Consider the following 1095-nt stretch of genomic DNA (forward strand, 5'->3'; position numbering starts at 1 on the left):
GGGCGATGGAGCCCACCAGCATGGTCTTGCCCAGCCCCGGCACGCCTTCCAGCAGCACGTGGCCGCCGGCCAGCAGCGCCGTCAGCACACCGTCCACCACCTCGCGCTGGCCCACGATCATCCGGCCGACCTCGCTGCGCAGCGCGGCGAAGGTGCTGCGGAACAGCGCCTGCTCCGCCGCCGCCGGTCCCTTGCCCTGTCCGATTTCGTTCGCGCCCATGTCCGCCAGTGTCCCGTCAATGTTCAAGTGTGAAGCGTGCACGCCGGCAGCGGCCTGCAGCGCAAGGCGTGGAGCGTCCGCGCCGCGGCGATGCGGATCGGGGGCGGGCGCGGGGCCGGCATTGGAGCGTTGCGGCACCCTAGTGGTCCTCCTCGTTGCCGCCGGCGGCCGTGCGCTGGCGCAGGAAGTAGTCGCGCACCAGCCGCTCCTCCGCGGCGCTGGCCGCCCGATGGGCAATGCCGCCGGCATCGCCCTGGCCGCTGCCGCGCGCCTGCACCTGGCCGGGTTCGGCGGACGCGGCCGCCGGCTCGCCGGGACGGGTGATGCTGCGGACGCGGCCGCGGTTGGCGGTGCCGGTCAACTGGTCCTGCATCGGCACGCCCAGCAGCAGCCCGGACATCCCGTGCGCGCGCTTCTGCGCCTCGTCCTCTCCCTGGCCCTGCCCCCCCTGCCCCTGGCCCGAGCGCTGCCCGGAGCCCTGCGACTGTCCCTGGTCGCCCTTCTGGCTGGGACCCTGCTGCGGCTGCCGCGCCTGTTCATCGCCGTCCCGCGGTCCCGCCGCCGGCTGTCCGCCGGCCGGCAGCCCGGCCTGCCGCGGGCTGCCTGAGGCCTGTTCGCGCAGGTCCTCGCGACCGCCGTCGCGCAGGTCGCCCTCGCTGCCGTCGGCAGGTGCGGTTTCCGCGTCGATCGACGCCGACGCAGCCGACTCGGCGTTTTCCGGCTGTTCCTCGGCCGCGCCGCTGCGGCCGGCGGCAGCGGCAGCGGCAGCGCGATCGTCAGCCGCCGCCGCGGGCCGCTGCGGCGTGGACGCGCCGCTGCCTGGCTGCGCCGCGACACCGGCGGCGGTCCGCGCCGCATCGCGCGCGACCCCGGCC

General features: G+C 76.7%; 2 pseudogenes. Both read right to left on the bottom strand.

Annotation, left to right across the window (positions count from 1 at the left end):
- Window positions 1-220, bottom strand: a pseudogene (locus LRX76_RS18705) (MoxR family ATPase); the annotation flags it as partial.
- 139 nt (window positions 221-359) lie between these two features.
- A pseudogene (locus tag LRX76_RS18710) lies at window positions 360-1095 on the bottom strand (hypothetical protein); the annotation flags it as partial.

Source organism: Stenotrophomonas sp. MMGLT7 (assembly GCF_021168555.1).
Taxonomy (GTDB): domain Bacteria; phylum Pseudomonadota; class Gammaproteobacteria; order Xanthomonadales; family Xanthomonadaceae; genus MMGLT7.